Annotated in this window: 18 protein-coding genes; 10 read left to right on the top strand and 8 right to left on the bottom strand. The window is 58.0% G+C overall.

Features of this window, described 5'->3' with window-relative positions; genetic code table 11:
• The first annotated feature begins 90 nt into the window (after positions 1-90).
• The 3 genes from ACWKWM_RS25745 (at position 91) to ggt (ending at position 4,078) form a co-directional block, all read left to right on the top strand.
• Positions 91-1,050, top strand: a complete 960-nt coding sequence (locus ACWKWM_RS25745) for a DMT family transporter (RefSeq protein ID WP_483848810.1) — start codon at positions 91-93, stop codon at positions 1,048-1,050.
• A gap of 223 nt (positions 1,051-1,273) precedes the next feature.
• Positions 1,274-2,173 carry an NAD-dependent epimerase/dehydratase family protein gene (locus tag ACWKWM_RS25740; protein WP_483848809.1) on the top strand — a complete coding sequence of 300 codons (900 nt, stop codon included), beginning with the start codon at positions 1,274-1,276 and terminating at the stop codon, positions 2,171-2,173.
• Between the two features lie 237 nt (positions 2,174-2,410).
• Complete coding sequence (ggt, locus tag ACWKWM_RS25735) at positions 2,411-4,078, top strand: gamma-glutamyltransferase (RefSeq protein WP_483848808.1); 1,668 nt, start codon at positions 2,411-2,413, stop codon at positions 4,076-4,078.
• A gap of 196 nt (positions 4,079-4,274) precedes the next feature.
• On the opposite strand, the gene ACWKWM_RS25730 is transcribed toward ggt, so the two are convergent.
• Entirely contained in the window at positions 4,275-5,858 is a 1,584-nt protein-coding gene (locus tag ACWKWM_RS25730) for a peptide chain release factor 3 (RefSeq protein ID WP_483834076.1), read from the bottom strand.
• 334 nt (positions 5,859-6,192) lie between these two features.
• On the opposite strand from ACWKWM_RS25730, the gene ACWKWM_RS25725 reads away from it, so the two are divergent.
• The 5 genes from ACWKWM_RS25725 (at position 6,193) to ACWKWM_RS25705 (ending at position 11,441) form a co-directional block, all read left to right on the top strand.
• Positions 6,193-6,906, top strand: a complete 714-nt coding sequence (locus ACWKWM_RS25725) for an ABC transporter permease (protein WP_483848807.1) — start codon at positions 6,193-6,195, stop codon at positions 6,904-6,906.
• Positions 6,907-6,932: 26 nt separating this feature from the next.
• Positions 6,933-7,883, top strand: coding sequence for a glycine betaine ABC transporter substrate-binding protein (locus ACWKWM_RS25720; protein WP_483848806.1), 951 nt, complete (start codon positions 6,933-6,935; stop codon positions 7,881-7,883).
• The gene (locus tag ACWKWM_RS25715; protein ID WP_483848805.1) at positions 7,880-8,533 is read left to right on the top strand and encodes an ABC transporter permease; all 654 of its coding nucleotides are present in this window, start codon (positions 7,880-7,882) and stop codon (positions 8,531-8,533) included. Before ACWKWM_RS25720 ends, ACWKWM_RS25715 begins: the two co-directional genes overlap by 4 nt.
• Before the next feature lie 11 nt (positions 8,534-8,544).
• Positions 8,545-9,711 (top strand): osmoprotectant ABC transporter ATP-binding protein OsmV, encoded by a 1,167-nt coding sequence (locus ACWKWM_RS25710; RefSeq protein WP_483848836.1) that lies wholly within the window; start codon positions 8,545-8,547, stop codon positions 9,709-9,711.
• Positions 9,712-10,277: 566 nt separating this feature from the next.
• Complete coding sequence (locus ACWKWM_RS25705) at positions 10,278-11,441, top strand: type III PLP-dependent enzyme (RefSeq protein WP_483834080.1); 1,164 nt, start codon at positions 10,278-10,280, stop codon at positions 11,439-11,441.
• 80 nt (positions 11,442-11,521) lie between these two features.
• Here the strand turns inward: ACWKWM_RS25705 and ACWKWM_RS25700 are convergent, their stop codons facing one another.
• The 5 genes from ACWKWM_RS25700 to ACWKWM_RS25680 form a co-directional block, all read right to left on the bottom strand.
• Positions 11,522-12,328, bottom strand: a complete 807-nt coding sequence (locus ACWKWM_RS25700) for a hypothetical protein (RefSeq protein WP_483848804.1) — start codon at positions 12,326-12,328, stop codon at positions 11,522-11,524.
• A gap of 66 nt (positions 12,329-12,394) precedes the next feature.
• Positions 12,395-13,393: an alpha-xenorhabdolysin family binary toxin subunit B gene (locus ACWKWM_RS25695; protein WP_483848803.1), complete on the bottom strand. Its 999-nt coding sequence runs from the start codon at positions 13,391-13,393 to the stop codon at positions 12,395-12,397.
• Entirely contained in the window at positions 13,390-14,580 is a 1,191-nt protein-coding gene (locus tag ACWKWM_RS25690) for an alpha-xenorhabdolysin family binary toxin subunit A (protein WP_483848802.1), read from the bottom strand. The genes ACWKWM_RS25695 and ACWKWM_RS25690 overlap by 4 nt, the downstream gene beginning before the upstream one ends.
• 288 nt (positions 14,581-14,868) lie before the next feature.
• Entirely contained in the window at positions 14,869-15,663 is a 795-nt protein-coding gene (locus ACWKWM_RS25685; protein WP_483848801.1) for a tetratricopeptide repeat protein, read from the bottom strand.
• Between the two features lies 1 nt (position 15,664).
• Positions 15,665-16,345 (bottom strand): Fe2+-dependent dioxygenase, encoded by a 681-nt coding sequence (locus ACWKWM_RS25680; RefSeq protein WP_483848800.1) that lies wholly within the window; start codon positions 16,343-16,345, stop codon positions 15,665-15,667.
• A 220-nt stretch (positions 16,346-16,565) separates the two neighbouring features.
• Here ACWKWM_RS25680 and ACWKWM_RS25675 point away from each other — a divergent pair, with 220 nt between their 5' ends.
• The gene (locus ACWKWM_RS25675; RefSeq protein ID WP_483848799.1) at positions 16,566-18,815 is read left to right on the top strand and encodes a TonB-dependent receptor; all 2,250 of its coding nucleotides are present in this window, start codon (positions 16,566-16,568) and stop codon (positions 18,813-18,815) included.
• 224 nt (positions 18,816-19,039) lie between these two features.
• Complete coding sequence (locus tag ACWKWM_RS25670; RefSeq protein ID WP_483848835.1) at positions 19,040-21,586, top strand: PepSY domain-containing protein; 2,547 nt, start codon at positions 19,040-19,042, stop codon at positions 21,584-21,586.
• Between the two features lie 1,009 nt (positions 21,587-22,595).
• Here the strand turns inward: ACWKWM_RS25670 and ACWKWM_RS25665 are convergent.
• Entirely contained in the window at positions 22,596-23,567 is a 972-nt protein-coding gene (locus ACWKWM_RS25665) for a peptide ABC transporter ATP-binding protein (protein WP_483848798.1), read from the bottom strand.
• On the bottom strand, positions 23,567-24,535 hold the full coding sequence (locus tag ACWKWM_RS25660) for an ABC transporter ATP-binding protein (RefSeq protein ID WP_483848797.1): 969 nt from the start codon (positions 24,533-24,535) through the stop codon (positions 23,567-23,569). Before ACWKWM_RS25660 ends, ACWKWM_RS25665 begins: the two co-directional genes overlap by 1 nt.
• Position 24,536: the final 1 nt, after the last annotated feature.

Raw genomic sequence — 24,536 nt, 5'->3', positions numbered from 1 at the left:
GTTGCGTCATTATTGTTCGGTTGTGGTAAGCATAAGTTGTTTCGATACTGAGGGCGAAGCTTAAAAAGTCCCACCCTGAAGGAGTCTCGAATGAACGCCGTCACCCAACCCCCATCGACCTTCTCAAGCCAGGATTGCATCGATGCGAACAAGGCGCGGCGTTGGAAAACCGTGAAAATCGCGTCGGCGACCTTGTTCGTGGTGACGTGCTGGGGGTTTTCGCCCACCGGCATCCGCATCGGGCTTCTGGGCTACGATCCGGGGCATCTGGCGCTGCTGCGCTTTTTGATCGCATCGTTGTTCATGGCGCTGATTGCCACGTCGATGAAGATCTCGCTGCCACGTTTGCGGGACATCCCGCTGCTGGGCGTGCTGGGGTTTTTCGCGGTCAGCCTGCACCACATCGCGCTCAATTTTGGTCAGGCCGGGGTCAGCGCTGGCGCCTCCAGCGTGCTGGTACAGTCGACGCCATTGTTCACTGCGCTGCTGGCGCATTTCGTGTTCAGGGAGAAAGTCAGCGCCTGGGGTTGGAGTTGCGTGCTGCTAGGCATGATCGGTGCCGCCATCGTCGTAACCGGTGATCGCGGCCTGGGTCATATGGATGCGCGAGCATTGCTGGTCCTGCTGGCGGCGTTTTCCTGGAGCATTTATTTCTCACTGCAAAAGCGTCACTCCCATCGTTACGATGGCTTGACCATGGTCTGCTACACGGTCTGGTCCGGCACCGTCTTTTTACTGATTTACCTGCCTGGCCTGATGGGCGAGGTGCTCAATGCGCCGCTGCGGGTCAACGTGGCGGTGGGCGTGCTCGGGTTGTTTCCCAGCGCGCTGGCGTATCTGGCCTGGGCGTATGTGCTCAATCATATGGAGGTGAGTCGCGCGTCGATGAGCCTCTACCTGACGCCGCCGACGGCGATTGCGATTGCGTCGGTGATGCTGGGGGAGTTGCCCTCGCCGATGGTGATAGTCGGGGCGGTAGTTGTGTTGGCGAGTGTGCTGGCGCTGAATCTGCGGCGTGAGAATGTTGGGGTGCTTGCTGCTTCGCGATGAGGTTCTGTAGGAGCGAATTCATTCGCGAAGTGGTTTCTCAGGCACAGATGATGTTGGATGTGCCGACGTCTCGCGAATGAATTCGCTCCTGCAGATCCTCTGCCAAGAGTCGTTGGATTCGTGATCTAAAGGCAACATTCATTTGGCTTGTCATACCTTTTTCGAAGGTAATCATCAGCAGATACTCACTCCCATCATTTACATAAGCGACGGGAGTCAGCCCATGAATATCTTCATCACCGGCGCCGCAGGTTTTATCGGCGGCTCCATTGCAACTGGCCTTGTGCAACGCGGCCACCACGTCACCGGCCTGGTTCGCAGCGCCGAACAAGCGGAAGAAATGAAAGCCCTTGGCATCGTGCCAGTGATCGGCACGCTTGAAGACAACGCACTGCTGACCGAGCAGGCACGCAAATCCGATGGCGTGATCAACGCCGCCAGCAGCGATCATCGCGGCGCTGTCATTGCATTGATCGAAGGCCTCAAAGGCTCGAACAAACCGTTTCTGCACACCAGCGGTTCGAGCATCGTGGGTGATGCCTCGGGCGGCAAAGGTGGCGGCGAGGTGTTCTTCGAGGGCCAGTTGCCTGCCGCGACCCCTGACAAAGCGGCGCGCGTGGCCATCGATGATCTGGTGATCGCCTCGGCCAAAGACGGCGTGCGCTCTGCGGTGATCTGCAACACGTTGATCTACGGTTTGAGTCTGGGCGTCGATCGCGACAGCGTGCAATTGCCGCGCTTGCTCAAACAGGCCCGCAAAAGCGGCGTAGTTCGCCATGTCGGCCCCGGCGAAAACGTCTGGTCCAACGTGTTCATCGAAGACGTGGTCGAGCTATACGCGCTGGCGCTGGAGAAAAATCCGGCCGGGACTTTCTACTTCGTCGAGAGCGGCGAAGCCTCGTTCGTCGACATGACCAATGCCATGGCCCAGGCTTTGGGGCTTGGCAAATCCGAAGACTGGCCGCTGAAAGATGCCGAGGCCGAGTGGGGCTACGAAATGGCCAACTATGGCCTAGGTTCCAACAGCCGGGTGCGCGGCAAGAATGCTCGCGAACTGCTGGGCTGGGTGCCGAAACGTACGTCGGTCATTGACTGGATCAAGCACGACATGATCAAAGCGTGATCCGCGTTCTGTGACGCGATAACGGCCACCTACGGGTGGCCGTTTGCGTTTATGGCCGGTTTCATCATTAATGGCAGCGCTTGACGTTACTCTTCTCCAGCATTCAGACAGCAGCCATACAGCACGCGCGTACGATGCTGTCGCGCTAAGTCATTTTGATGCTGCCGCGCTACGTGATTATGGTGCTGCCGCGGTACGTGATTACGGTGCTGTCGCACTACGCCATTAAGGAGCCTCATGCGAGTCGTTATGCTCAAGACCCTCGCGCTGTCGGTCATTTTCGCCGCCAGTACACCCGTGTTCGCCGTCGCGCTGGAGGGCGGTGCCGTTGCGTCGCCCGACCAATATGGCGCAGACGTCGCGTCACAGATTCTCAAGAAGGGCGGCAACGCGGTCGATGCCGCCGTCGCCACAGCCTTTACCCTGGCCGTGACCTACCCCGAAGCCGGCAACATCGGTGGCGGGGGTTTCATGACTTTGTTCATGAACGGCAAACCCTATTTCCTCGACTACCGCGAAACCGCGCCCAAAGCTGCCAGCCGCGACATGTATCTGGATGACAAAGGGGAGGTCATTAAGGGCATGAGCCTGATCGGCGCCCGCGCGTCAGGTGTGCCGGGCACGGTGATGGGCATGTGGGAAGCGCATCAGAAATTCGGCAAATTGCCTTGGGCCGAACTGCTGACCCCGGCCATCGGTTACGCCAGGAACGGCTTCAAAGTGGCCGACAAGCAATACCAATACAGCGCCGAATCGATCAAGCAGCTCGGTGGCAAGACCAACTTCGGTGACTACTTCGGCAGCATGAAAGCAGGCGAGTTATTTCGTCAGCCAGAGCTGGCCAAGACCCTGGAACGCATCGCCAACAAAGGCGCCAACGAGTTTTATCAGGGGCAGACTGCCGACCTGCTGGTCGCGCAGATGCAGCGTGACGACGGCCTGATCACCAAGCAGGACCTGCAGGACTACAAAGCCCAGTGGCGCAAGCCGCTGCACGTCAACTGGCAGGGCAACACGCTGTACACCGCGCCGCTGCCAAGCTCGGGCGGTGTGGCATTGGCGCAACTGATCGGTATCAAAGAAGAGCTGGCGGATGATTTCAAAGGCGTGCCGCTCAATTCGGCGCGCTACGTTCACCTGCTGGCTGAAATCGAAAAGCGCGTGTTTGCCGATCGGGCTAATTACCTGGGCGATCCGGATTTCTCTGTGGCGCCGGTCAATCAGCTGACGGACCACGCCTACCTCGTCAAGCGCGCCCATGAGGTCAACCCGACTGCGATTTCGCCGACTGAAAATGTCAAGGCCGGGCTTGAGTCGCACCAGACCACACACTTTTCCATCGTCGACTCCAAAGGCAACGCCGTCAGCAACACCTACACGCTGAACTGGGATTACGGCAGCGGCGTGGTGGTCAAGGGCGCAGGCTTTTTGATGAACGACGAGATGGACGACTTCAGTGCTAAGCCGGGCGTGGCCAATACGTTTGGCGTGGTGGGTGGAGAAGCCAATGCCATCGAACCTGGCAAACGCATGTTGTCCTCGATGAGCCCAAGCCTGGTGACGCGGGACGGCCAAGTGACGCTGGTGTTGGGCACGCCGGGCGGCTCGCGGATTTTCACCACCGTGTTTCAGGTGCTGAACAATATCTACGACTTGCACATGCCGCTCAAAGACGCCGTGGCGGCGGGGCGCGTGCATCACCAGTTGTTGCCCAAAGACACGATCTACACCGAGAACTTCGCGCCGCTTACTGCACCGGTGGCTGATGAGCTGAAAGCGATGGGCTACACGCTAAAGGAGCAAGGCTGGTCGATGGGCAACGTGCAGGCGATCAAGATCGACGGCACGAAGGTCGAAACCGCGTCCGATCCACGTGGGCGGGGAGCGGGGATGGTGGTGAAGTGAGCTTGTTGACCTGACGCGGATCGTCCTGCCGGCTCTGGTTCCGTGGGAGCGGACCTGTCCGCGAAGGCTATGTGTCAGGCGATGAATATGTAGCGAATGTGCCGACCTCTTCGCGGACAGGTCCGCTCCCACAGGTTGTTGCGGTCGTGTGGGAGGGAGCTTGCTCGCGATGGCGGTCAGTCACGCGCCAAATCCGTCAGTGATGCTCACGCGTTGCGCGGAATTTCACGTCGGGCCAGCGCTCTTCCATCAGGGCAAGGTTCACGCGGGTCGGGGCGAGGTAGGTCAGGTGACCGCCGCCGTCCACTGCCAGGTTTTCCACGGCCTTGTTCTCGAATTCCTCAAGCTTCTTCTTGTCCGGGCAATCGATCCAGCGCGCTGAATAGACCGTGATCGGCTCGTAGGCGCATTCGACTTTGTATTCTTCCTTCAAGCGGCTGGCGACCACATCGAACTGCAGCACACCAACGGCGCCGAGGATGATGTCGTTGCTGCGCTGCGGGAAGAACACCTGCGTGGCGCCTTCTTCGGCCAGCTGTTGCAGGCCCTGACGCAGTTGCTTGGACTTGAGCGGGTCCTTCAGGCGCACCCGACGGAACAGCTCCGGTGCGAAGTGCGGAATCCCGGTGAAACCCAATGCTTCGCCTTCGGTGAACGTGTCACCGATCTGGATGGTGCCGTGGTTGTGCAAACCAATGATGTCGCCGGCGTACGCCTCTTCCAGTTGCTCGCGTTCGGAGGAGAAAAACGTCAGCGCGTCGCCGATTCGCACATCTTTGCCCGTACGCACATGGCGCATTTTCATGCCCTTGTCGTACTTGCCCGAACAGATGCGCATGAACGCAATCCGGTCGCGGTGTTTGGGGTCCATGTTCGCCTGAATCTTGAACACGAAACCGGCGAACTTTTCTTCCGTCGGCTCCACCGTGCGCTCGTTGGCAACGCGAGCCAGTGGCAGCGGTGCCCAATTCACCACGGCGTCGAGCACGTGATCGACGCCGAAGTTACCAAGCGCAGTCCCGAAAAACACCGGGGTCAGTTGGCCGTCGAGAAACTCCTGCTGATTGAACTCATGGCAAGCGCCCTGAACCAGTTCCAGCTGATCAACGAAGCGATCGTACTCGTCGCCCAGATGCTCGCGGGCTTCATCGGAATCCAGCTTCTGGATGATCTTGACGTCGGTGCGCTCATGCCCGTGGCCAGCGGTGTAGACGATGATGTAATCGTCGGCCAGGTGGTAAACGCCCTTGAAATCGCGGTAGCAGCCAATCGGCCAGGTGATCGGCGCGGCTTTGATTTTGAGGACGGCTTCGATCTCGTCCAGCAGCTCGATCGGGTCGCGAATGTCGCGGTCCAGCTTGTTGATGAAGCTGACAATCGGCGTGTCACGCAGACGGCAAACGTCCATCAGCGCAATGGTCCGTGGCTCAACGCCTTTACCGCCATCGAGCACCATCAGCGCCGAGTCGACCGCGGTCAGGGTGCGGTAGGTGTCTTCGGAGAAGTCTTCGTGGCCCGGGGTGTCGAGCAGGTTGATCATGTGATCGCGATAGGGGAACTGCATGACCGACGTCGTGATGGAAATACCACGTTGTTTCTCCATTTCCATCCAGTCGGATGTCGCATGGCGGTCGGATTTACGGGATTTCACCGTACCCGCAACGGCAATCGCCTTGCCCATCAACAGCAGTTTTTCGGTGATGGTGGTCTTGCCCGCATCCGGGTGAGAAATGATGGCAAAAGTGCGGCGTTTCGCGACTTCGGCGGCCTGTCTGGTCATGGGAAATCGCCCGAGAGGTGATTCAAAAAAGGGCGGCGATTATAGCTTAAACGAAGGCAATAACCGAACCGTTCAGTCGATAAAGGGTGGCCAGATGGTGTCTCACGTGGGAACCTTTGAGGTCGTGGAGACGTCCACTCCCTCGCAACAACACTTGTCGAGGCCTGCTAAATCAGCAAGTTAGCTTGACGAAGCTGCGCTCATGGCTTGTGTATTCGCCGAAGTTTCACCCTTTCCGGCGACCCACCCGCTGCTCTTCGCGAACGTTCGCACGGCTACCCGACTGGGTCAGTCAGGCGCGACGCGTTCGCCGACTGAAATAAGGAGTCCGCCTGTGGCTAATCGCTATGGCAAGGGGCTATTGGGAGGCGCGATTACGATCGTGCTCCTGGCCCTGCTGGTCCACTGGATCGGCATCGACACGTTCAAGCAGTATCAAGACGATCTGCTGTTTTACCTGCAAGCGCATCTGATTCTGGTGCTGGCCTCAATGCTGGCAGCGCTGGTGGTCGGGATCCCGACCGGCATCCTGTTGAGCAGACCGAGCATGGTTCACCGCGCCGAACGCTTCATGCAGATCTTCAACATCGGTAACACTATCCCGCCCCTTGCTGTACTGGCCATTGCCCTGGGTATCCTCGGTATCGGCAGTGGTCCGGCCATCTTCGCGCTGTTTCTCGCCTCATTGTTGCCCATCGTGCGCAACACCTACGAAGGTTTGAAGAACGTTCAGGGTTCGCTCAAGGAAGCCGCCACCGGTATCGGCATGACACCGCGTCAGGTGCTGTGGCGTGTCGAGTTGCCCAACGCTGTGCCGATCATGATCGGCGGCGTGCGTGTGGCACTGGCGATCAACGTCGGCACCGCGCCACTGGCGTTCCTGATCGGCGCCAATAGCCTGGGCAGCCTGATCTTCCCCGGCATCGCACTGAACAATCAGCCGCAATTGCTGCTGGGCGCGGCGTGTACCGCCTTGCTCGCGCTGCTGCTCGACGGTCTGGTGACATTGGGCAGTCGTATCTGGCTGGAACGCGGCCTGGCTCGTTGAGCCGCCGTGCTGTGAAAGGAATTTCAATGAAGAAGTTATGCACACTTATAGCGGGCGTGAGCCTGTTGCTGACCGGTTTCGTCCAGGCGGCAGAGACTTCGGCTGAACGCCCATTGCTGCGCATCGGCGCGCGCGTGTTCACCGAACAGACCATGCTCGCCGAACTCACCGCGCAATACCTGCGCGACAAGGGTTATCAGGTTCAGATCACCGGCGGCCTGGGCAGCAACCTTGCGCGCAGTGCTCAAGAATCCGGCCAGCTGGACATGCTCTGGGAATACACCGGTGTGTCCCTCGTGGCCTACAACCATGTCGATGAAAAGCTCGACAGCGAGCAGACCTACCAGCGGGTAAAAGAGCTGGACGCCAAGAAAGGCCTGGTCTGGCTTTCGCCGTCCAAGTTCAACAACACCTACGCCCTGGCGCTGCCCGACAAAGTCGCCCAGCAGTACCCGCAGATCAACACCATGTCTGACCTGACCGTGGTGCTCAAGGATGAAGCGAAGAAGCGCCACATCGTCGCGCTGGACACCGAGTTTGCCAACCGTTCCGACGGTCTGGTGGGGATGGTCAAGCATTACGACATGAACCTGAATCGCGAGAACACCCGTCAAATGGATGCGGGGCTGGTCTACACCGCACTGCGCAACGGGCAGGTATTTGCCGGGCTGGTTTACACCACCGACGGTCGCTTGAACGCTTTCAAATTGAAGGTGCTGCAAGACGACAAGCACTACTTCCCGGACTACACCGCAGCACCGGTCATCCGCAAAGAGTATCTGGACAAGCACCCGCAACTGGCCGCGCAGCTCAAGCCGCTGGCTGATCTGCTGGACAACCAGACCATGATCGCCTTGAACGCGCGTATCGATGTCGATCACGAAAGCCCGACCGCTGTGGCCGCTGAATTCCTGCGTGCCCATCCGATCAATCCGAGCGCGGGTGACGCGCCGCTGAAACCGGAGGAAAAGCCATGAATTTTCTCAGCACTTTCTCCCACATCGATTGGAATCAGGTGTTCCACCTGACGTTGCAGCACATCACGCTGGTCGGCATTGCGGTGTCGTTGGCCATCGTCGTCGGCGTGCCACTGGGCGTGTTGATGACGCGCTTCCCGACCCTCGCCGGGCCCTTGCAAGCGAGCGCCACTGTTCTCCTGACGATTCCGTCGATCGCGCTGTTTGGCCTGCTGTTGCCGTTTTATTCCAAGTTCGGTCAGGGCCTGGGCCCGATGCCTGCGATCACCGCCGTGTTTCTGTACTCGCTGCTGCCGATCATGCGTAACACCTACCTGGCGCTGACCGGCGTCGAGCCTGGTATTCGCGAAGCCGCCAAAGGCATCGGCATGACCTTCAGCCAGCGTTTGCGCATGGTTGAACTGCCCATCGCCGTGCCAGTGATCCTGGCCGGCGTGCGTACCGCCGTGGTCATGAACATCGGCGTCATGACCATCGCCGCGACCATCGGTGCCGGTGGTCTGGGCGTGCTTATTCTTGCTTCTATCAGTCGTAGCGACATGTCGATGTTGATCGTCGGCGCCGTGCTGGTCAGTGTGTTGGCGATCATCGCCGACCTGTTCCTGCAATGGCTGCAACGCTCGCTGACTCCAAAAGGATTACTGAAATGATTGCCAAGCAAATGATCGAACTGCAAAACCTGACCAAGACTTTTCAGAGCAACGGCAAAGAAGTCAAAGCCGTGGACTCAGTGAGCCTGACCGTCAATGAAGGCGAGATTTGCGTATTCCTCGGCCCGTCGGGTTGCGGCAAAAGTACGACGCTGAAAATGATTAACCGTCTGATCATGCCGACCTCCGGCAAGATCCTGATCAACGGCGAAGACACGACCGGCATGGACGAAGTCGAGCTGCGCCGTGGCATCGGTTACGTGATTCAGCAGATCGGTCTGTTCCCCAACATGACCATCGAAGAGAACATCGTGGTCGTACCGAAACTGCTCGGCTGGGACAAACAGAAGTGTCACGACCGCGCTCGCGAGCTGATGAGCATGATCAAGCTTGAGCCCAAGCAGTATCTGCATCGCTATCCGCGTGAATTGTCCGGCGGCCAGCAACAGCGTATCGGCGTGATCCGCGCGCTGGCGGCCGATGCGCCGCTGCTGCTGATGGACGAACCGTTCGGCGCGGTCGACCCGATCAACCGCGAGATGATCCAGAACGAGTTCTTCGAAATGCAACGTGCGCTGAACAAGACCGTGATCATGGTCAGCCACGACATCGACGAAGCTATAAAGCTGGGCGACAAGATCGCGATCTTCCGCGCTGGCAAGTTGCTGCAGATCGATCATCCGGACACGCTGCTGGCGCACCCGGCAGACGATTTTGTCAGCAGTTTCGTCGGTCAGGACAGCACGCTCAAACGCCTGCTGCTGGTCAAAGCCGAAGACGCCGCCGACAACGCACCGTCGGTCAGCCCGGAAACGCCAGTGGCCGACGCGCTGGAAATCATGGACGAAAACGACCGCCGTTATGTAGTCGTCACCGACAGCGAAAACAAAGCCATGGGCTATGTGCGCCGTCGCGACCTGCACCGCCAGGCCGGCACGTGCGAGCAATACCTGCGCCCGTTCAACGCCACCGCCGCCTACGACGAACACCTGCGCATCCTGCTGTCGCGCATGTACGAGTTCAACCGCTCGTGGCTGCCGGTGCTGGATGCTGAAAACGTCTTCCTGGGCGAAGTGACGCAGGAGTCGATTGCGGCTTACCTCAGCTCCGGCCAATCACGCGGGATGAAGACCAGCATTGTCTCGCCTGCGGAAGTGGCGGAGCAGGCTGCTAACTAAGGCTCTTGATTCTGCCCGAAGGGTTGGCTTATTCCTGAAACGGTTGCTTTTGATTCTGTCCGAAGGGCGTAGGAGCCCTGCTTGCAGGCGATCGGGCGGGAACCGGCCGTCAATGGGCTGATGTGGTGTGTCTGTCATATCAGAAGCGGTTGGTTTGCTGCCGGTTCCCGGCAGATCGCTGGCAAGCCAAGCTCCTACGCCCTTCGGGCAGAAGCCTGAAATCGCCATCACCGGGAACATCACCCTGTCACATCGGTCGGTTACTACAGGGTGCATCCAGAGGTCGAAACGCCCGTCCGGCAAAAACGGGCGAAATGGCGACATTTTTTGTTGATCTCGGGCGTCTCAAGTCCTACAGTTCGCGCCGAACGTCCAAGCTGGAAACGATCCATCCGGCTCAAGTACTGACGACGAGACAGCAAGGCCAGGGAAGCGTCGCTCTCCATGGCCTTTTTTGCTTTCGGCGGACATGCCTTGGGAAGTAGGCGAACCAAAGTGGGGATACACACGGAGGACGTTCATTTGCACCCATTGTTAATTTCAGTTTGCCAACAGGAGTTCCCAGCATGTCGATCCAGGTCGAAGACTATTTCGAAAAAACCACCTTCGATAAAATGAAGGCGTTTGCCGACAAGCAAGAAACCCCATTCGTGGTCATCGACACCGCGATGATCAGCAAGGCCTACGATGACCTGCGCGCAGGCTTCGAATTCGCCAAAATCTACTATGCCGTCAAAGCCAACCCGGCTGTTGAAATCATTGACCTGCTCAAAGAAAAAGGCTCGAGCTTCGACATCGCCTCGATCTATGAGCTGGACAAAGTGATGAACCAGGGCGTCAGCCCGGATCGCATCAGCTACGGCAATACCATCAAGAAATCCAAAGACATTCGCTACTTCTACGAGAAGGGCGTGCGCCTGTTTTCCACCGACTCCGAAGCCGACCTGCGCAACATCGCCAAGGCCGCTCCGGGTTCGAAGGTCTACGTACGTATTCTCACCGAAGGCTCGACCACGGCTGACTGGCCTTTGTCGCGCAAATTCGGTTGCCAGACCGACATGGCGATGGACTTGCTGATCCTTGCGCGTGAGCTGGGCCTGGTTCCGTACGGCATTTCGTTCCACGTTGGTTCGCAGCAGCGCGACATCAGTGTCTGGGACGCTGCCATCGCCAAAGTGAAAGTAATCTTCGAGCGCCTGAAAGAAGAAGACGGCATCGTTCTCAAGCTGATCAACATGGGTGGCGGCTTCCCGGCCAACTACATCACCCGCACCAACAGCCTGGAAACCTACGCTGAAGAAATCATTCGCTATCTGAAAGAAGACTTCGGTGATGACCTGCCGGAAATCATTCTGGAGCCGGGCCGTTCGTTGATCGCCAACGCCGGCATTCTGGTCAGCGAAGTGGTGCTGGTGTCGCGCAAGTCGCGTACCGCCGTCGAGCGTTGGGTGTATACGGACGTGGGCAAGTTCTCCGGCCTGATCGAAACCATGGACGAAGCCATCAAGTTCCCGATCTGGACCGAGAAGAAAGGCGAAGTCGAAGAAGTGGTCATCGCCGGCCCGACCTGCGACAGCGCCGACATCATGTACGAGAACTATAAATATGGCCTGCCGCTGAACCTGGCCATCGGCGACCGCCTGTACTGGCTGTCCACCGGCGCGTACACCACCAGCTACAGCGCGGTTGAGTTCAATGGCTTCCCGCCGCTGAAATCGTTCTACGTCTAAGCCGGTTCTGGTCATACAAAAAGCCCGCGAATAATCGCGGGTTTTTTTATTTCGCAGACAGTTGTTTGAATTGCCTGACTCTAATGGCTGGTTCTGAGGGCCGCCATTTCACTGCACAAGCGCTGGACCTGCTTGAGTTCGACCATGATCAGCCTCATCCCTGCAACGAGTCTGCTCAATGTTGCAACGTTCTCAATGTCTGCAAAACTGTCATTGGCTTGCCCAAGCAGGTGATTGATTCGTTGGTATTGGGCCAGGAAATTGGCCGCCGCCCCCATACCCGAAAGGTAGTGGCCACGAGTCATGTGCCAACGATCGCGGGCTAAGTTCAAGTGGTCCGGGGCAGGGCGTTGGGCATTGGCGGCTTGCAAGTGCACCGACATAAAGTCAAAAACCCTGGGAAGCACTTGATAAATGGCCTCGCGCACCTTCTGGTGTCCGGGGGTGCTGATATGGCAAATTTCAGAAAACGCGCATACCCACTCTTGATGGTATTGCAGCAGTTCGAGGCAGTCCGTTATAGGCTCGTTGCCGGATGCGGGATGAAGGCTTGCCGGCACAGCCACACTGCTCAAGTGTGATACTGAGCGTCTTTTTTCGACCGCCGATAAAGCTGTAACGTGTGAGTCCAGATATTGTGTGAAGCGTCCAACTTCCTCAAGGTGCCCGGTCATGAGCCGGTAAAAGCCTGGGTCAGTTTTAAGTTTCCAAAGTCTGGCTTGACTGGCGCCCTCCCTCATTTCGACGTACGGCGGCGGGGTAACGCCCAGTTTGCCGAGTTCTGCAGCCTGGGTGAATTCACCCACTACGCCCGGCGTCGTCTCGATAAATGCCATGCAGGCGTCAATCTCATCGAACTGACGTTGAGTAATAAATGTTCCGGTCATATTTTCTTTCCGAAAAAGCCGGGACGTAGCAGCGGTGTGCTCCCGCCCCGGCGTTGCTCTCAATGATCAGACTAATACTTTCAGGTAGCCCGAGAGAGCGAGAGCGTCGGAAACGAGTTCCGAGACGGTGGATTCGTCCGTCGTGTCGGCAGAGCGATACACGTCGATGTAGGATTTTTTAACCGCGATGATCTTCCTGAACTGTGCGATGTAAAGATCGCGATGATCATCAAAGGCATGACAGGCGCCGATAAAATCCCTTTTCATGCCGCATATCCGCAATCCAGCTGTTTTGTCGTAACTAAGCGTAAGCAAATCGTCCATCTGTTTGCGGATCGCGTTGCGTGCGTCCATCAGTCCAAAATAGTTGATCAGGGACTCCAGTTTTTCCATTACTTGCTGGGCCAGTTCGATAGCCTTTTCAACCACGGCGACTTCGGGTCCGGCCATACCCAGCTTGGCGATTTCCTGAGCATTCAGCATTGTGTCCTTGCCCACCTGGGTGAAGCTTTTGGCTTCGATAAGTGCCATGGCCTCCGTCAGTGTCTGCCGCTTTTGGTCCAGGTTCGTCAAGCGCTCCTGGATTTCCAGAATTTCCACGGGCAGACGTTGCTGCTCAGCCTCTAATTGGACGAGGTATTGACGGGTGGCGACCCGGTCGATGGGTTGCGTCATAGGGACAAGCAACTTTTGAAGTGTGGTGTAACCCTGGCTAACGATTTTCAGGACCTTTTCAGCCTGACTGCTAATGTCCTCCAGAATCTCCTGTCTGTCCGAGTCCCCTGCGCTGGCGAGTTCCGCCTGATATTCCTTCAGCGTTTTGGTATTGCTCGGAAGTTTTGTACTGGTGGACAAGGCCACTTCCCTGAGGTTGAACACTGCGTCTCGCATGGCGTCATCCACGCCGACAACGCGGGAATGCAGGCTGGGAAGGTAATCGGTCTGTATAAAGAGTCGGCGGACTTCAATGCCGGCCTGACCCGCGTCACCAGCAGACTGGCGAAGGATCGAAGTATCCAGATCAGGGTATTCGATGAAGGAAGGGAATCGAGTAACGTTATTCATTTTTTATCTCCGTATTCTTCTCTGAACTCGTCATCTGCCTGCGCAAAAACGGCTTGCAGGGCCTGCGCGTCTTTTTCGATGGTTGCCCAAGGCGCTACAACCAGATTGAATTGATTCTTGAATCGACGAAGGCTAAGCCCGTCGTCGATTCCGTTGATTTCCTCGCTCGACATGGCGATGAAGGTGCTCAGCGTGTTCCACACAGTGATGAGGTTCTTGGTCGCGATGTCCGCGTCGATAACCAGAAGGTCCAAATCCTGAAAGTCTGCGCGTACCCGGTTAAGCGATGCCAGAACGCGGCTCTTGGAGTCCATGAGCGCAATGTCAGCTTCTTGTTGCTGGCGCAATTGATTGCGTTCCTTGCGAATCTTCTCGGCCTCCACACTCACGTAAATGATGTAGATCAGGCCGGAGGTGATACCGCCAATGGCCTCTTTTACAAGTTGTTTGTATTCTTTGTTCTTTTCTTCAATGTCTTTGGCGCGAGCATCAATTTTTGTTTGCAGTGATTTGATTTCACTGTCCAGCGAGTTATTGTCAATCGTTGCAAGCCTCAGTTTGATTTCAGGAATAACCTTGTTTGCGAGCTCTTTACCAAACTTGTCCAGTCTCTGTTTTATCGTATTGGCTTCTGTTTCTCGCTCTCGGACTTTTTCCAGGATTTGGTCAAGAAAGTAACCGATGTCCTCGCGATCGATTTTTTCGATGCCCGGAAACTTGGCACCCAGTTCCAGCTCAACGCGACGTAAGTCAGCAAGCGTTTTAATATCGTATTTTTCGATCAAGCCCAAGGCTTTGATGTCATCAAAAACTTCGGTCATGCTGTTGCCATACACCTGCATCGATACGGCAAAGGTTTTCAGTTTGTCACTCACCGTCAGCAGGTCAGTGCGCAGAGGATTCCATTGGCCAGCATGGTCATGAATCAGTTGGAACGAACGCTGAAAGTCGGTGGGTTCCAGTCCTTTTCCTGGACCTGTGTCGAACCCCAGGTAAGCGATGACGTCCTTGATTTCAACGGGAAGCGCCAGTCCAGCCAATTCATATCGCTTGAGATGTTTAACCTGTTCCTTTGTTAATATCAGGCCGGTGTCTCGAGTTTCATCCGAATCCGCAACGGACTTGGTAAACAGTGACAACGGTTCCTCTGCGGCTGCTTGGGCAATATTTAAATTGTTAAGTTGCATGATCATTAATCCTTTAATGATTCTGGTTTTACATGTTTGAGATGTTTTTTCTCATTGTCATGCAGTGGGGCTTTGCTGTTCTGCACGTCGAAAAGAGTAAGTTGTTGTCTGTTGAGCGTCAAATAGGAAAGAAGGTCTGAAGATGTAGGAAGTTTCTAATGCCAATTATTGCGGAAAGCTAACGTCCCCGGATCTGCGGGGTGAGCCCAGCTGCGTGAAATATAAAGTTATCCAATCCTGTGCCGATGTCTGCACAACACTTGGGTGGGATAGAAAGCCAGATCGGTATTAGTCAGCTTGAAATAGTTTGGCGTGCTCATGTTTATCCTGTTCATCACCCAACTCGGCGGCACGTTTGAAATATTTAACCGCCAGCGCACGTATGTCAGGTTGGGCGGCTGACAACAGCGTTTTGCGACTGACACGCAAAAAATTGAGGTTGCCGGTGCTTAACGCGGTGTTGAGCCATAACAAGGCTTCTTCGTTCTGTCCTTGGTCGGCCAACACACTGGCGTGGCTGAATTGGCCCCTGAAATCTCCCGCCTCAGCCGAGCGCTGATACCAGATGTAGGCTGAGGGCAAGTCTGGTTCGCAGACCAATCCTTCTTCCAGGTATCGCCCGACCAGATTCATAGACTTGGCGTGCCCCATCTCGGCCGCGCGGCGATAACAGGCTAGGGCTGCCGATTGATCCTCGGCAACGCCCCGGCCGGTCGCCAGCAGATTGCCCAGGTTGTACAAACCCCAATCGAGCCCGCCATCGGCAGCGCGCCGATAACACTTTGCGGCGAGCGTGGCATCGGCGCTGCAACCCCAGCCATGCTCATAACAACGCCCCAGCATGTTTGCAGCCATCGCGTGACCGTTATGGGCTGCAATCCGAAACCAGGTAACGGCCAGTGCCGGGTCGCGTTCGATACCGTTTCCGTCGAGCAATATCTGGCCGAGCAACGCCTGGGCATCAACGATCTGCGCCTTGGCGGCCAGCAGAATCGCCTGCGCCGCTCGCGCCGGGTTCTCGTCGAGCATCTCTCGAAGCTGCTCGCCGTCGAGCACTTCTTCACGGCGCAGGTTCCAGGTCATGTCACACCTCGACCCAGCGGCGCAGCAGGTTGTGATAAGTACCGGTGAGTTGAATCAGCGACGGGTGATCGGGTACATCGCGCGTCAGTTGCTGGATCGCATTGTCCATCTCGAACAGCAGCGCGCGCTGGCTGTCTTCGCGCACCAGGCTTTGCGTCCAGAAGAACGAGGCGAAACGGGCACCGCGTGTGACTGCGTTGACCTTGTGCAGGCTAGTGGCCGGGTAGAGCAGCAGGTCTCCCGCCGGCAGTTTGATTGCGCGGGTACCGAAGGTGTCCTGGATTTCCAGCTCGCCGCCCTCGTAATCCTCTGGGTCGCTGAAAAACAGCGTGGACGACAGATCGGTGCGCACCCGTTCAGCGCTGCCGTTGGACTGGCGCACTGCGTTATCGATGTGGAAATCAAAGCTTCCGCCCGCCGTGTAACAGTTCAATAACGGGGGAAACACCTTGTGCGGTAGCGCCGCTGACATGAACAGCGGGTTCTTCCAAAGCCGTTCAAGCATCGCCGCGCCGATCTCCAGCGCTAGGGGATGGCCCTGCGGAAGCTGCAAATTGTGTTTGGCCTTGGCCGATTGAAAGCCTGCGGTCAGCTTGCCGTCCGCCCAGTCCGTTTGCTCCAGCGCATGACGGATGCGCACCACTTCCTCACGGGAAAACAGGCCGGGGATATGTAGGAGCATGGGATGTGGCCTGTAAGACTCTCGATCGGGTGAATGGTAGTGATTCTTATTGTCTGTGTAAAACGGCGCGAGCGCGCCTAGACGCACAGAAGTGAAAAATATGTCATGGCGAAATGTAAAGAATGTAAATTTGTCGCAAATAACAATCTTTCGCAATTGTTACAAATACCCGTTTACCCTATATTCCGCCGCCTCAACTCCTTGGGGAAGGAATCCAATTATGTCGCGCCCAACACAATCATCCGCTCCATCACAGCGCTCGATCGCCTCTGCGGTAGGTGTGGCCATTGCCGCGATGTCCGCCGGTCATCTGGCCCAGGCGGCTGAAAACAGCGAAGACAAACCGATCAATCTGGGCGCCACGAGCATTACCGGTGAACAAGCTGAAACCAGCTATAAGACCGATGACTCGGCGTCCAAGAAGTACACGGCGCCCCTGCGCGAAACGCCGAAGAGCGTGACCGTCATCCCGCAACAAGTCATCCGCGACACCGCTGCTACCAGTCTGGCCGACGCGTTGCGCACCACGCCTGGCATCACATTTGGTGCAGGCGAGGGCGGTAACCCGAACGCTGACCGTCCGATCATTCGCGGCTTCAATGCTGAAAGTGATGTCTTCATCGATGGCATGCGTGACGTCGCCGCGCAGAGTCGCGAGATCTTCAACGTCGAATCGGTCGAAGTCAGCAAAGGGCCGGGCTCGGCGTTCACGGGCGCAGGCTCCACCGGTGGCAGCCTGAACCTGATCACCAAAGGCGCTCACCTGGGCGACGCTTATAACGGCGGTTACACCTTCGGTTCCGACCAGACCCAGCGCTATACCCTGGACGTGAACCAGCAGATGACCGACACCTCGGCGGTGCGTCTGAACCTGATGAAGCACGATTCCAACGTGGCCGGTCGCAACGATGTGGACAACAGCCGTTGGGGCTTCGCGCCGTCGTTCGCGTTCGGCCTGGGCACCGACACGCGGGTCAAAGTCGATTACTACCACCTCAAAACCGACGACATGCCGGACTACGGCATCCCGCTGACCAGCACCACCGGTCGCAGCAAGTACATCGTCGACAAGCCGGCCCACGTTAACGAGAACAACTTCTACGGGCTGACCGATCGCGATTACCGCAAGAGCGTCAACGACAGCGGCACGTTCCGGATCGAGCACGACCTGAACGACAACCTGACGCTGTCCAACAGCTTGCGCATGTCGCGTTCGACGCTGGATTACATTGTCACCAACCCCGACGACAGCCGTGGCAACGTGGCCAATGGTCTTGTTTCGCGCTCGGCCAAGAGCCGCAACTCAACATCAAGCGGCTTCGTCAACCAGACCGACCTGACCGCTAAGTTCAACACGGCGTTCATTGAGCACAGCCTGGTGACCGGGATTGAGTTCTCGTACCAAGACACCCACAACCGTGGCTACAACGTGCTCAGCGCAACCGGCGGCACCATCGGCTCGGTTTGTAATGCTGCATTGTTGCGCTCCGGCGACTGCACCAGCCTCTACAACCCGTCGCCGAAAGATCCATGGAACGGCACTATCACTGACAGCCTGGCTTACACCGACACGGACACCAAAACCAGTGCCGCTTACGTGTTCGACACACTGAAGTTCAACGAGCAATGGTCCCTGAATCTGGGCCTGCGCTATGACGATTACGATGTACGTTCCAGCGGCTACAGCACCGGTGGCCGTGGCGCGGTGGCGGGCGACTTCGACCGTCAGAACACCAGCCAGCTGTGGAACTACCAGGTCGGCCTGGTCTACAAGCCACTGCCCAACGGAAGCATCTACGCGGCATGGTCGACCTCGAGCAACCCGTCGGGTGAAACCAGCGGTAACGGCGGTCAGGAAATCGCCGCGAACAACTCTGACCTCGATCCGGAAAAGAACCGTAACTACGAGCTCGGCACCAAGTGGGACTTCTTCAACGACGACCTGTCGCTGACCGCGGCGCTGTTCCGTACCGAGAAGACCAATGCACGTGTCACCGACCCCGATAACACGACGTTCCAAGTGCTTGATGGCGAGCAGCGTGTAGACGGTTTCGAGTTCACCTACACCGGCAAGATCACCAGCAAATGGAAGGTCTACGGCGGTTATACCTACATGGAAAGCGAGATCGTCAAAGCCACCAGCAAGGCAGACGAGGGCAATCATATGCCGAGCACACCGCGTAACAGCTTCAACTTCTGGTCGACGTACGACCTGATGCCCAAGCTGACCGTGGGTGGCGGCGCGACCTTCGTCGATTCGCGTTTCGGCAACGAAGCCAACTCGGTGGAAGTGCCGTCCTACTGGCGCTACGACGCCATGGCGACCTACGCGTTGACCAAGAATGTTGACCTGCAACTGAACGTGCAGAACCTGACCGACAAGCGCTATTACGACCAGGTGTTCACCACCCACTACGCGCATATGGCCGCTGGCCGGACCGCATTGATGAGTGCCAGCTTCCACTTCTAAACGGTGGATAAAGCAAAGCCCCGCTTACCGAAGGTGAGTGGGGCTTTTGCGTGAGTGGGGCGTCCTGCGCTCCTACAAGTTCTGCGTGCAGCGTTCATCTGTAGGAGCGAATTTATTCGCGAGCAGTTGAAGTGATTACGCTAAACAGAATTAGACACAGATGAGAATCCATTCCGTTTCGGCGCATACTGCACGCGCAACGGTTATCGAGGTGGTTGAGGGTGTTGAAGAAAGTCCTGTTTCAAGTTCACTGGTTCTTTGGCATCACGGCGGGCTTGGTCCTGGCGCTGATGGGCATTACCGGGGCGCTGTATTCGTTCGAGGACGAAATCCTTGATGCCATCAATCCCACGGCGCTGTTCGTGCAACCGCTGGACGCTCAATTGCCACCGGTCGAACTGGTGCGCAAGCTTGAAGCACAAGCCCATGACACCGTCGCCATGCTGCGCATCGAAGTCGACGGCGACAAAGCGGCTCAGGTCTGGTTCAAGCCAGCACCGGGCGAGCGTCGGGGGCCGATGCGTAATTTCGACCCGTACACCGGCGACCTGAAACCGGATGCCACCGGGCAGGAGGTTTTCGGCTTCATCCTGCAACTGCACCGCTTTCTGGCCGCAGGTGAATACGGCAAGCAAGTGACCGCCGCCTGCACGCTGATTCTGGTGTTCTTCTGCCTGTCGGGCCTTTATCTGCGCTGGCCGCGCAAGCCCCTCAACTGGCGCGTGTGGCTGACCCTGGACTGGGCGAAGAAGGGGCGCAGTTTCAATTGGGACCTGCACTCGGTGTTCGGTACCTGGTGCCTGGTGGTTTACCTGCTCCTGGCGACCACAGGCCTGAACTGGTCTTACGAATGGGTCAGCAATGGTCTAAATAAACTCATTGGCGATCCACCGGTGGCCGGCGAACAACCGCGCAAAGGTGGCGGGCGTGGCGGTAATCAGCCGCAGGCCGACGCACCGCCGGCAGTGGTCGACTATGCAGCGATCTGGGACACCATTCAGAAAACCGCTGGCCCGGGGCTCAAGATGTACAACCTGCGTCTGCCCCCGATGGCAGGCCAACCCGGACAAGTGTTCTACCTGCTGAAAGATTCCCCGCATCCGCGCGCGCTGAACCAGATCACACTCGATCCCGCGACCGGCCAGGTCAAAGCCGTATCGCGCTACGCCGAGAAAGGTTTGGGTTCGCAGTTGCTGATCAGTAATTACGCGCTGCACACCGGCAGTTACTTTGGTCTGATAGGGCGCATCGTGATCACCGTGGCCGCGCTGATGATGCCGCTGTTTTTTGTCACCGGTTGGCTGCTGTACCTGGACCGTCGTCGCAAGAAGCGTGATGTGCGCGATGCGCGCGGCGGAATTTCCGTGAACAGGGGGAGTGCTGCCAGCCCGGCATGGCTGATCGGGTTCGCCAGTCAGAGCGGCTTTGCCGAGCACCTGGCCTGGAAATCCGCCCGGCAACTGCAGTCCGCGGGCGTGCCGGTGAAGGTTCAGCCCCTGAGCGACATCACCGAACACGACCTGAACCGCAGCCACAACGCACTGTTTGTGATCAGTACCTTTGGCGACGGCGAAGCACCGGACAACGCGCGTGGCTTCGAGCGCAAAGTGCTGGGCCAGCCGTTGTCGCTCGGGAACCTCAACTACGGAGTGCTGGCGCTGGGCGACCGGCAGTATCAAGACTTTTGCGGGTTCGCACGGCGACTGCATGGATGGCTTGCTGCGCGGGGAGGCAATCAACTGTTTGCCCCGGTGGAGGTCGACAGCGGCGACGTTGACGCGCTCGGGCACTGGCAACAGCAGTTGGGACACCTGACCGGCAGCACGCCGCCTAACACCTGGCAAGCACCGGCGTTTGACAACTGGACGCTGGACCAACGTGAGTGGCTGAACCCTGGCAGTGCGGGTTCCAGGGTGTATCTCCTGAGCCTGACGCCGCCAGCAGCGACAGTTTGGGACGCGGGGGATCTGGTGGAAATCCTGCCGCGCAACAGCCACGCGGCCGTCGAGCAATTTCTCGCCGGCATGGGTATCCCGTCGGACACCCAAGTGACCGTTGATGGATTGCAGGAAACCCTGAGCCAAGCCCTGGCTTCGCGCCAGCTACCTCAGAACCGTGGTCATCTGGTCGGCCTGCATGCCCAGGCATTGATTGATGCGCTGGTACCGTTGGCGATGCGCGAGTATTCCATTGCCTCTGTGCCCGAGGACAATTCGCTGCAACTGATTGTCCGTCAGGAAATACATCCCGATGGATCGCTCGGATTGGGTTCGGGCTGGCTTACAGAGCATGCGGCTCAGGGCGACACGATCAACGTGAAAGTGCGTCGAAACAGCAGCTTCCATCTACCGAGTGAACCTGTGCCGTTGATTCTGATCGGCAACGGCACAGGGCTGGCGGGATTGCGCAGCCTGCTCAAGGCCCGGATCGCCGAAGGTCAGCAGCGTAACTGGCTGCTGTTCGGCGAGCGCAACGCGGCCCATGACTTTCATTGCGGTGCTGAACTGCAAGGCTGGCTGATGACCGGCGATATCGAACGTCTGGATCTGGCGTTCTCGCGGGATCAGGTCGAGAAAGTCTACGTTCAGGATCGTTTACGTGAAGCGGCAGATGAGTTGCATCGCTGGCTCGACGACGGCGCGGCGATCTACATCTGCGGCAGTCTGGAAGGCATGGCCTCTGGGGTAGATGAGGTGCTGAAAGCGTTGCTGGGCGAGGATGGCGTTGAAGCGTTGATCGAGCAGGGGCGTTATCGTCGGGATGTTTATTGACTACAGCGCACTAGGCTTCCGGCCGGAGGCCGGAGGAGTCCAGCTTGCTGACGATTGGCTGCGAAGCAGTCATGAACCTAACGATGAAACATTGGGTGGATATCCATTAGCTCGGGTGTTGCTTATATCGGCTCCGCCCTTACGGCGGGTCACTTTTGCCAAACGCCCGGAAGCCGGCCCAGCGAAAAGTAACCAAAAGGTCTCGCTCCCGTGTCCGGCCCCTCCTTCGTCGGGGTCCCTTCGCTCCGGCATTGCTCCGCCGGGACGCGCCGAACGGGCATCCATGCCCTAGCGGCGCTCGCACGACATCCATGTCGTGCGCCCGGCTGCGCAATACCTGCGCTCGGCCTCTCAAAGTCGCAATTTGTGGCGCTCGTGAAATCTCGGCATGGACGAAGACTGATCGCTCCCACGCGGAGCGTGGTAGCGCCTCTCATGACGCTCCGCGTCATCGGACGCGGAGCGTCCTGGGCTGCACTCCCACGCGGAGCGTGAGGAACGATCAGAAGCAGGAGCACAGTTCGCCCTTGCCTTTGCCTTTGCCTTTGCCTTTGTTTTCGTTTTCGCTTTTGCTCTTCTTCCACGTCAGCCCAAACACCGCAAAACGCGACTTGGGTGCAGGCCGAACGCAGGTGGCGCGGAGTGGGCAGCGCGGCATGGATGCCGCGCTAGCCGCCCCCGGCCATGGATGGCCGATGGCGGCGTGCCCACGGAGCGTCGCCGGAGTGAGGGAACCCGACGGAGGAGGGCCAAGCCAGGAGCAAGAGCGCTTTGGTTACTTTCGCGCTCTTTTCGAAAGTGACCCGCCGTAAGGGCGGAACCGATGTCAGCACCACCCGAGATAACGGACACACACAATTCCGGCGTGTCAGGTAGACCGTATCGCGGCCTCGCACTGGCTCGGCAGCTCCTACAGGGAATCCGTGGCCCGCAAAAACATCAGCCACAAAAAAGGCCGTTGCATGAGCGCGCAACGGCCTTTGATCAACACACCGCAGGGCGGCTCATATCACGCCACAAACTGCTCTGCGTAATGGCAAGCAACCTGACGGTTGTCGACTTCACGCAGCGCTGGTTCTTCGTTTACGCAACGCTCGGTCGCGTAGGGGCAGCGCTTGTGGAAAGCACAGCCGCTTGGCGGGTTCAGTGGGTTGGGCAGCTCGCCGATGATCTTGATCTTCGGCTTCAGCGGGTCCGGGTGAATGGTCGGGGTCGCCGACAGCAGCGCTTGCGTGTAAGGGTGCAGCGGACGCGCGTAAATGTCCTCTTTGGGACCCATCTCAGCAGGGCGACCCAGATACATCACCAACACCGTATCAGCCACATGACGCACCACCGACAGGTTGTGCGAGATGAACACGTACGCGGTGTTGAATTCCTGCTGCAAATCCATGAACAGGTTCAACACCTGCGCCTGAATCGACACGTCTAGCGCGGAAGTCGGTTCGTCTGCCACCAATACTTTGGGTTGCAGCATCATCGCGCGAGCCAGCGCGATCCGCTGACGCTGACCGCCGGAGAACATGTGCGGGTAACGCTGATAATGCTCAGGACGTAGACCGACCTGTTTCATCATCGCCTGCACTTTCTCGCGACGCTCGGCCGCCGACAGCTTGGTGTTGATCAACAGCGGCTCGCCGAGCTGATCGCCAATCTTTTGCCGAGGATTGAGGGATGCGTACGGGCTCTGGAACACCATCTGCACATCTTTGCGCAGCTGTTTGCGCTGTTCCTTGGTGGCGCCTGTAACTTCCTGGCCGGCGATTTTCAACGAACCGGAAGACGGTTCTTCAATCAGCGTCAGGGCCCGAGCCAGGGTGGATTTGCCGCAGCCGGATTCACCGACCACAGCCAGTGTCTTGCCAGCTTCCAGCTCGAACGACACGCCGTTGAGCGCGCGCACGACAGCGTGAGGCTTGAACAGACCACGGGAGACTTCGTAGTGACGGGTAAGGTCGCGGGCGGTAAGAACGACGCTCATTACGCCACCTCCTGATTCAGCGGATAGAAGCAGCGCGCCAGGCTATGGGCCTTCGGGTCCAGGGCTGGGCGTTGCTGATGGCATTTTTCCTGAACGTACGGGCAGCGCGGCGACAGCAGGCAACCCACCGGGCGGTCATAACGACCGGGCACGATACCCGGCAGCGTGGCCAGACGCTCGGCGCCCATGCTGTGTTCCGGAATCGCCGCCAGCAATGCTTCGCTGTACGGATGCGCCGGGACGTCGAACAAACCAGGCACCTGACCGACTTCCACGGCTTGCCCTGCATACATCACGCACACGCGCTGGGCGGTTTCGGCTACGACTGCGAGGTCGTGAGTGATCAGCACCAGGCCCATGTTCTGTTCTTTTTGCAGTGCCAGCAGCAGGTCCATGATCTGCGCCTGAATCGTCACGTCGAGTGCCGTGGTCGGTTCATCGGCGATCAGCAGTTTCGGCTCGCCGGCAATTGCCATGGCAATCGCAACCCGCTGGCTCATACCACCCGAAAGCTGGTGAGGGTAGGCATCCAGACGCTGTGCAGCGCCCGGAATTTCGACTTTCTCAAGCAGCTCCAGTGCACGTTGGCGGGCGGCTTTGCCCGACATGCCCAAGTGTGCGCGCAGTACTTCTTCGATCTGGAAACCCACCGTGTAGCTGGGGTTCAGTGCCGTCATCGGGTCCTGGAAAACCATCGCCAGGTCTTTGCCGACGACCTGACGACGCTGGCGCTTACTGAGCTTGAGCATGTCCTTGCCGTCGAAGATGAGCGAATCGGCGGTGACGATGCCGGGGGAATCGATCAGCCCCATCAGCGCCATCATGGTCACGGATTTACCCGAGCCCGATTCGCCGACGATGGCCAGCACTTCGCCCTTGTCGCAGCTCAGGTCCAGACCGTCGACAACCGGAGTGGCCTTGGCGTCGCCGAAGCGCACGTTGAGGTTCTTGATTTCTAAAAGAGACATT

The organism is Pseudomonas rosaeacicularis (assembly GCF_057128745.1).
Note: the sequence above shows the minus strand (reverse complement) of the source record. Positions and strands in the feature narration are given on the sequence as shown.

What these genes read in the sequence shown, in the direction of transcription:
- ACWKWM_RS25710 (WP_483848836.1), top strand. Translation starts at nt 8,545, where the DNA reads ATGATCGAACTGCAAAACCTGACCAAGACTTTTCAGAGCAACGGCAAA.
- ACWKWM_RS25740 (WP_483848809.1), top strand. Translation starts at nt 1,274, where the DNA reads ATGAATATCTTCATCACCGGCGCCGCAGGTTTTATCGGCGGCTCCATT.
- ACWKWM_RS25690 (WP_483848802.1), bottom strand. Translation starts at nt 14,580, where the DNA reads ATGCAACTTAACAATTTAAATATTGCCCAAGCAGCCGCAGAGGAACCG.
- ACWKWM_RS25695 (WP_483848803.1), bottom strand. Translation starts at nt 13,393, where the DNA reads ATGAATAACGTTACTCGATTCCCTTCCTTCATCGAATACCCTGATCTG.
- ACWKWM_RS25745 (WP_483848810.1), top strand. Translation starts at nt 91, where the DNA reads ATGAACGCCGTCACCCAACCCCCATCGACCTTCTCAAGCCAGGATTGC.
- ACWKWM_RS25665 (WP_483848798.1), bottom strand. Translation starts at nt 23,567, where the DNA reads ATGAGCGTCGTTCTTACCGCCCGCGACCTTACCCGTCACTACGAAGTC.
- ACWKWM_RS25720 (WP_483848806.1), top strand. Translation starts at nt 6,933, where the DNA reads ATGAAGAAGTTATGCACACTTATAGCGGGCGTGAGCCTGTTGCTGACC.
- ACWKWM_RS25705 (WP_483834080.1), top strand. Translation starts at nt 10,278, where the DNA reads ATGTCGATCCAGGTCGAAGACTATTTCGAAAAAACCACCTTCGATAAA.
- ggt (WP_483848808.1), top strand. Translation starts at nt 2,411, where the DNA reads ATGCGAGTCGTTATGCTCAAGACCCTCGCGCTGTCGGTCATTTTCGCC.
- ACWKWM_RS25680 (WP_483848800.1), bottom strand. Translation starts at nt 16,345, where the DNA reads ATGCTCCTACATATCCCCGGCCTGTTTTCCCGTGAGGAAGTGGTGCGC.
- ACWKWM_RS25675 (WP_483848799.1), top strand. Translation starts at nt 16,566, where the DNA reads ATGTCGCGCCCAACACAATCATCCGCTCCATCACAGCGCTCGATCGCC.
- ACWKWM_RS25715 (WP_483848805.1), top strand. Translation starts at nt 7,880, where the DNA reads ATGAATTTTCTCAGCACTTTCTCCCACATCGATTGGAATCAGGTGTTC.
- ACWKWM_RS25660 (WP_483848797.1), bottom strand. Translation starts at nt 24,535, where the DNA reads ATGTCTCTTTTAGAAATCAAGAACCTCAACGTGCGCTTCGGCGACGCC.
- ACWKWM_RS25685 (WP_483848801.1), bottom strand. Translation starts at nt 15,663, where the DNA reads ATGACCTGGAACCTGCGCCGTGAAGAAGTGCTCGACGGCGAGCAGCTT.
- ACWKWM_RS25730 (WP_483834076.1), bottom strand. Translation starts at nt 5,858, where the DNA reads ATGACCAGACAGGCCGCCGAAGTCGCGAAACGCCGCACTTTTGCCATC.
- ACWKWM_RS25700 (WP_483848804.1), bottom strand. Translation starts at nt 12,328, where the DNA reads ATGACCGGAACATTTATTACTCAACGTCAGTTCGATGAGATTGACGCC.